This is a genomic window from Sphingomonas tagetis (assembly GCF_024211275.1).
Taxonomy (GTDB): Bacteria; Pseudomonadota; Alphaproteobacteria; order Sphingomonadales; family Sphingomonadaceae; genus Sphingomonas; species Sphingomonas tagetis.
In genome coordinates, this window is the sequence record NZ_JAMLDX010000049.1 from 1 (window position 1) to 1,341 (window position 1,341).

The following is a 1,341-nucleotide window of genomic DNA, read 5'->3' on the forward strand; positions in this document are numbered from 1 at the left end:
GTCATCGTGTAATTTGTGGCTGCTTCCTCGGGCCGGCTGAGCGGCGCACACTTCTGGTGGTCGAAGCCTGAAGGAAGGAAGCAGCCATGAAACACTATGCCGGATTAGACCTGTCGATGGAAACGACGCACGTCTGTGTCGTCGATGCTGATGGACGCAAGATCGGGGCGCATTGTGTCGATAGCACGCCGGAGGCGATTGCCACCGCGCTGGAGCAATATGGGCCGGTCGAACGCGCGGTGATTGAGACGGGCCGGATGACGCCATCGGTCGCGCTGGGCCTGCGCGAGCTCGGCGTCGCGATCGTCTGCATCGACGCCCGTCAGGCGCACCAGAGCCTGAAGGCGATGAAGGCCAACAAGACCGATCCGCACGACGCGGCCGGCTTGGCGCAGCTGGCGCGCACGGGGTTCTATAAGGAGGTGCACGTCAAGTCACCGGCGTCACACGGCGTCCGCTCGGTCATTACTGCCCGAGGGCACCTGGTCGAGGCGCGCGTTCGGCTCGAGAACACAATCCGTGGTCTCTGCGCCACCTTCGGGATCAGGCTCGGCATCGGCCAGGGCGAGCGATTCCTCGCGCGGATGCAGGCGGCCGCCTCAGTCCCGGGTCTTGGCGAAGCGGTCGCATCACTGCTTCGCGCCCGCGAGGGCCTTGTCGCGGAGATCGGGCAGTTGGATCGTCAGCTGAAGGCGATCAGCACCGCCTCGCCCGTCTGCCAGGCCTTGATGAGCATCCCCGGTGTCGGTGTACAGACCTCGGCCGCGTTCGCCGCAGCCGTTGACGATGCGAGCCGGTTCAAGCGATCGCGGACGGCGGGTGCCTACTTCGGACTGGTTCCACGGCGGCATCAATCGGGCGAGCTCGACTGGACGGGTCGGATCACCAAACAGGGCGACAGCACCGTTCGCAAGTTGCTCTACGAAGCGGCCAACTCGATCCTGACCCGCACCAAGCAGAGCTTCGCGCTGAAAACCTGGGCGCTCAAGATCGCGAAGCGGCGCGGCCTTAGAAAGGCCAGGGTAGCGCTCGCCCGCCGCCTCGCCGTCATCATGCATGCCATGCTGCGCGACGGCACTTTGTTCGAGGCATGAGATACGGTAGAACCAGTTCGCCAGCGGTGATGCTCTCAAGCTGACCCGATGGCGGTGTCCCGCGAGGGAACGCAGGGACGGACGATATGCGAAGGTGATCAGATGGGCCTTCAAGCCCGCTTCGAGTCAATGCAACGTCCGGCCTTGTGAGACCCGATACAGCACCACCGACCCATCGGCCGGCGAGTGCGGACAGATCCTTGAGACCCTCAAGGGACAACCGCCAAGCAACTGCAAATTACAGATC

General features: G+C 64.1%; 1 protein-coding gene. It reads left to right on the forward strand.

Annotation, left to right across the window (positions count from 1 at the left end):
* The first annotated feature begins 86 nt into the window (after positions 1 to 86).
* Entirely contained in the window at positions 87 to 1,094 is a 1,008-nt protein-coding gene (locus M9978_RS22940; RefSeq protein ID WP_254297485.1) for an IS110 family RNA-guided transposase, read from the forward strand.
* Positions 1,095 to 1,341: the final 247 nt, after the last annotated feature.

Excerpts from the sequence above, each read along its gene's own strand:
- M9978_RS22940 (WP_254297485.1), top strand. The coding sequence starts at position 87 with ATGAAACACTATGCCGGATTAGACCTGTCGATGGAAACGACGCACGTC.